This window comes from uncultured Dialister sp., assembly GCF_937959425.1.
In the GTDB taxonomy this organism is placed as follows: Bacteria; Bacillota; Negativicutes; order Veillonellales; family Dialisteraceae; genus Dialister.
Genome location: NZ_CALGPS010000153.1, coordinates 1 through 5,495 on the forward strand (window position 1 = coordinate 1; position 5,495 = coordinate 5,495).

General features: G+C 45.2%; 3 protein-coding genes. All 3 read right to left on the reverse strand.

Annotation, left to right across the window (positions count from 1 at the left end; all coding sequences use genetic code 11):
* Positions 1–185: 185 nt before the first annotated feature.
* The 3 genes from Q0482_RS06350 to Q0482_RS06360 all read right to left on the reverse strand — a co-directional run bounded on the left by Q0482_RS06350 (position 186) and on the right by Q0482_RS06360 (position 4,530).
* Entirely contained in the window at positions 186–1,043 is an 858-nt protein-coding gene (locus Q0482_RS06350; RefSeq protein ID WP_299144786.1) for a MerR family transcriptional regulator, read from the reverse strand.
* Between the two features lie 559 nt (positions 1,044–1,602).
* A complete protein-coding gene (locus tag Q0482_RS06355) occupies positions 1,603–1,824 on the reverse strand; it encodes a helix-turn-helix transcriptional regulator (protein ID WP_299144788.1) in 222 nt (73 codons plus the stop codon).
* A 108-nt stretch (positions 1,825–1,932) separates the two neighbouring features.
* Positions 1,933–4,530, reverse strand: coding sequence for an ESPR-type extended signal peptide-containing protein (locus Q0482_RS06360; RefSeq protein WP_299144790.1), 2,598 nt, complete (start codon positions 4,528–4,530; stop codon positions 1,933–1,935).
* Between the last annotated feature and the right edge of the window lie 965 nt (positions 4,531–5,495).

Genomic DNA, 5,495 nt, shown 5'->3' on the forward strand with positions numbered 1-5,495 from the left:
AGGTAAATCCACGATGCTACAAATGTGAGGTCACTTCATATTATCTAGTACACTAGCCCACTAAACTTGTTTTATTTATACTGGCGGCGCAGCCGCCCACCGCAGCCCTTTGCACCCTCACGCCCGAAAGGGCGTGTCCCACATGCAAAAAACGCACGGCCCTGGCCGTGCGTTTTGCAGACGAATCAGAAATTCTTGCTGTCTTTGCCCGCCTTGATAGGAAGCTGGAGCCTAAGGACTTCTGTGGCCTTTTTGAAATCGTTGATATTCAAAAGTCCCGTAATCTGGCATACCATGTCACCGGCCGGTGTATAGTTATGTTCCTGGCAGTAGGAGAGCAGCTTGTCCACATAAGCTCTCAGCTTACTAAAATCTTCGAAGTAGACAAAGGCGCTGGTTTGGCTCTTCAGTGTTTCCACGCCCGCTTTTCCCAGATTCTTCCCGTAAATCACCATTCCCAGTTTGTCCGTCCGATAGTCATGGCGCAGCACGTCATCCAGCCGGAGCGTCACGAAGGCATTGTAGGGATAACCGTTTTCAAACCCCTTCTTCAGCAGCCTTCCTTCCATATCAGACAAATCGTAGATGACACTGCCCATATCTTCAAGTAAATAATTCCGCCGGGCCTTTTCCATATACACCTGGTTGGAGGTTATATAACCCACCTGTATGGATCCTTCCGGCGGACGGTGGCAGAAGTGATCGCTCCATTTCATTATCCGCTCCAGCTCTTCCCTGCGGAACTCAAATTCAGCCAGAGAATGGTTCACCTCATCCAGCTTTTTCTTATATAACGTTTCCAGAAAATCATAATCATTCCGTTCCAACACCTCTTTGATTTCCTTCAGACTCATGTTAAGAGCTTTATGATGATGGATGATATGGAAGGTAAGGCACTGCTGGACATCATAGTACCGGTATCCCGTTTCCGGATTCACATACACAGGAGAAAGGATTCCCTGTTTATCGTAATGACGCAGTGTGGCAAGGGTGGTATGGTTCAGCTTAGCCATCTGTCCGATTAAAAGTCTGTTGTTTTTCAAGATTTCCTCCAAGCAGCAATGCTGCCGCAACTATTTCAATATAGGCCTTATGAGCTCATTCTACAGCTCAGGATATACCCTTTAAGGAAAGCTCCATCCCCCTATCTTTCTGTACCGGATCTTTGCACATAGAACATGCTTCATCCATACTTTCCCATGGAAATATGGCCCATATTGAAATAGTCTGCTTCGGATGAATCTTAATTTTTCTAACAGTCCCCCCGCATACATTAGTTCAATTTGTCCATTGTCATTGTCAATGTGCATCGGTCCTATGGGATTCAAATTCTGACTTTGATGAAACAATTTACCAACCTCCCATTCTTCTTTTCTTCTCTTATCATAAACCATCACTTTGCATGATAGTCAATAAACAATTTGAAATAGGACAGGCCTATCCCACATAAGATTGATAAAACCCTGCATAGTCCACAAATTCTTTTTCTCTCATGTTCCAGTGCAGAAGTACATTTTATTTCACAAAAGCTAAAAATGAAAAGCATGATAATCATATCAAAAGGGCAGTGCAGATATATTTTCTACACTGCCCTTTATGAAACTATACTTCGTCTCTAAGCCCTACCAGATAATCAACGGATACATGGTAGTACTGCGCCAGAACCAGCAGCTTATCCGCTGAAATTTTCCTCTTGCCAAGCTCATACATGCCATAAGCAGCCTGGCTACAGTGAAGAACCTTTGCCACGTCTGTCTGCGAAAGATTATTCGACTGGCGAAGGAATTTCAGCCGTTTAGGCCATACTACATCTGCCCCATTCATGGGCCATCACTTCCTTTGCGCCAAAACATGATTTACCATACTGAGCTTCCTTTTCCACCCAGGGAAGCACGCCCATTTATTATTTTCGCAGTCTTTTGGGATGTCTGTTTATTTCTTTGCGGCCAGGGCCTCCACCTGTTTCTTGAGTGCTTCGATTTCTGCTCTCATTTCCGCATTATCTTTGGCATTTTGCGCATCTTTGGCTTTCAGCTCTGCGATTTCCCTGCTCTGGTCGTCAATAACCGATGCCATTTCCGCTTTGGAATACTTCACATACTTATTGCTCTTTCCAAATTTCACAGAGAATCCGCCGTTTACCATGTTGCGGTTGTCCCCCATGGTCCAGCCCAAGTTGAACATGGTCCTTTCGTTGGGGCGATAGAAGAGGCCCACAGCAGCAGCGGTGGCATTGCGGTAATTGCCTACGCCGGCGGCGAAGTCCCATTTATCCTCCGGATCGAAATCCAGCGGGTGAAGAGCAGCCAGGGCAGCAGCGCCGGCGCCTACCTTGTTGATGCGGTCGCCCAGTTCCCCTACCCTGCCGTTCAGGTAGTTGATGTTCTGGGTATTGGAAGTCACCTGATTTTCTACATTCTGCAGCTGCCCATAGTTCACCGCATCAGAAGATTCAGTACCATCTGCTACGTTAGTAATTTTCTTTCCGCCTGCATCGATACCGCTCACAGTCATGGACGGACCACCGGTAATGGTAATGCCTTCCTTGTTTACCGTAGTATTTCCCGCTTTCACGCTGTCTACGGTAATATCCTTCTTGAGGCTTACAGTAATATTGGAACCATCCACCTTTGTAGAAATATTGGCCTTATCACCAAGGATTCCCAGCTGCTGAGAAGGCTTGACTTCTGCAGCAGTTCCCTCATCGGCAGCAAAAGAAATAGGTTTCGTTTCTGTCGTGATTTCCAGTGCTTTTCCACTGCCGGAAGAACCGGTGCCGGAGCCGCTCCCTTCTTTTGGTGCCACTTTGGTAATGTCTGTAGTCGTCGTGCCGCCTGTAATATTAGCCTTGATGGTGTACTTGGTGCCGGTGGAATCCTTTTCAATCTGGATACCGTCTCCGGCAACGAAATCAATTTTCGGTGCCGCATTCTCCATGGCCGCTTTCAGCTGGGCCACGTTAACTGCATCGGTATCATTGAATCCTGCAGCCAAATTGGTAATCTGCCGTGTATGAGTGCCATCACCTACAGACACAGCCGCCCAGGACGATTTCCAAATTGGGGAATCAGTGGTACTTGCTTTGTTCGTCCCAGGGTCCCAGCCAAAGACTCCGGCTCCGATATCGGCTATAGAACCGGAACCGATAGCCACACTGCCATCAACTTTAGCATTGGCTTTATAGCCAAGAATGACTGTCTCTTTCTTTTCTGTTGTGATTGGATTATTTTCGTCACCATTTCCGATAATAACATTATTAGTCTGATTTTCTGCTACAGTGCGATAATCACCAATAACAGTATTGGAATCAGCACCTTTGTTGATGGTGACGTTCTGGCCCAGTATTTTCACATGACTGGCCTCAGTAACAGTATTTTGATAACCATCAACCATGTTGTACATGGCAATATTACTTTCTGTCCCGGTTATCGTATTATTAACGCCAAGAATTTGGGCCTTCTGCGTATAGTTTGCCTTATTCCCTCCACCGATAACAAGGGTAGCACCACCGCTCTTACTATTCTGTACAGCTTCCATCAAGCTGTCCTGCAAAGCCTTCGCTGAATCTCCACCGCTTGAAGGGGCAGAAATATCAGCAATGGAATTCTTAATTTCATTACCTGCGCCAAAAATCAATGAGCCATTGGAATTAGAAGTCCTGTTGGCAGTCCCCACAATACTGTTGGCAATACCGGAATACTCATTATATGATACAGCCGATTCAATGCTGTTCAGTGAGCCCGTAATAGTAGCGCCAAAATTTTGAGCCCCGTAAAACGATAATCCACTTCCATTATATTTTCCTGAGATAATAGAGTACGCACCCGTTACAGAAGAGAAAGCCCCCTGATTGAAACTATTCGTTCCTAATGTGGTAGCATTAATATTAATTCCATATGTATTGGTTTTACTGGTATCAACAGTCTGGTCTCCAATCTGTCCTCTGTAATTATGAGAACCAATCATAATGCTGCCTGTCCGTGCATATGTATTATCGCCAATGGCTATGCTTCCTGCCACATTTTCCGGGTTATCAGGGAGTTGTAGGGTTCCCAACCAATTACCGCTATGATATTTGGTCTGACCTAACGCAAACAAAGACTCCTGTATTCCTGTCATATTACTAACAGCAGCATTCTTACCAATGGCAATACTGCCGCCTTGGCTGGCGTAGTTATCAATGACAGCTCCGCTGCCAACTGCTACATCACCGGTTGACTTGCTTGCGCCATTCGAATATTTAATAGTTGCCCCTTTACCAATAGCAACATTTTCTGCTTTTGGGGCATTGCTGCCAGTTCCAATCGCAACGCCATTACCACTTCCTGGCGTGGTATCCGCCGCTGCCCAGCTGACTCCCGGCACGATTCCCCAAGTCAAGGCACCAGCGGCGAGGACTGCGGCAACGATGCGGGCCAGTGCTGGGGTACCTGTGTGGCCCGCTCCCTTCCGGCTGCTTTTAGCGAGTTCAGATACGACCATGGCGCACTGACTTGCTTTGCTGTAAATAACTTTGTAAACTCGATTCATTTCAACTCTCCCTCCAATAACCTCTATTACCAATGACCGGATATCAAGGTAATTCGAAAATTCCAAGAAACATATAGAACCTAAAGCCAAATTTATATTTCTTAGAATAGGGCGTAATGTTAGAAGAAGGTCAAACTGCATATGGAAATGCAAATCAGAGGCAGGGGAAGACATAAATAGGGCTGAATATCGTTATTTCAGCGAATTACTTATATAATCACCTCATATTCTTCCGACGATTCCATAGAAATATATTATGATTTTCCGTCACTTTTATTGTTTTACCCCATATAGGAGCCATCGAGTTCATATTGAAACATTCTTGTAATGCCAATGATGAATAGCAAATCGTATTATTTCATAAATCTAACTTTCGATGTATTATAAAGTTTTTTACAGAGTTTTTATTTCATAAAACATCAAAAATGGAAGCGGATAAAAGGAATCCGCTTCCAACTATGGGAATACTATGTTGATAAGATAATTTAAAAAACAGGCTTCCCGTTCCAGCCATGCAATAAATAGAAAAGCCTGTCGGGGAATTTCGAGAAAGCATCGGCTTAATGACAGCGTCAGTTTTATTAGTGTTGCCTTTTCACAGCACTAATAAGGGCGGTGAAGAAATATTGATAATTTTCTCACCGCCTTTTTTCACCACAAAGAAACCCGGTGCCTTCCCATCCCCTATGCCCAATGAGTTCGGTGTCTGCATGGTCTACGGCCGCTGCTGCACGGGGTGCGACGGCGCGTGCCAGGCATGAGTCTCCCGTCATTTCTGCCGCGATAGATGTTAAGTCCTGGATTTCTCTGCTGTTTATCAGTTTTCACCGAGCTTTTACCATTTTCCGGAAATGGTGAGGGGGAAAAGCGGTACCATTTTCTTCTTTCCATCACTCCATAGAATCATTTCTTATGGCCAACTGGGAAACATATGGAGTGATATCCGGTAGAACCGCGGGCTTTTC

Excerpts from the sequence above, each read along its gene's own strand:
- Q0482_RS06355 (WP_299144788.1), bottom strand. The coding sequence starts at position 1,824 with ATGAATGGGGCAGATGTAGTATGGCCTAAACGGCTGAAATTCCTTCGC.
- Q0482_RS06360 (WP_299144790.1), bottom strand. The coding sequence starts at position 4,530 with ATGAATCGAGTTTACAAAGTTATTTACAGCAAAGCAAGTCAGTGCGCC.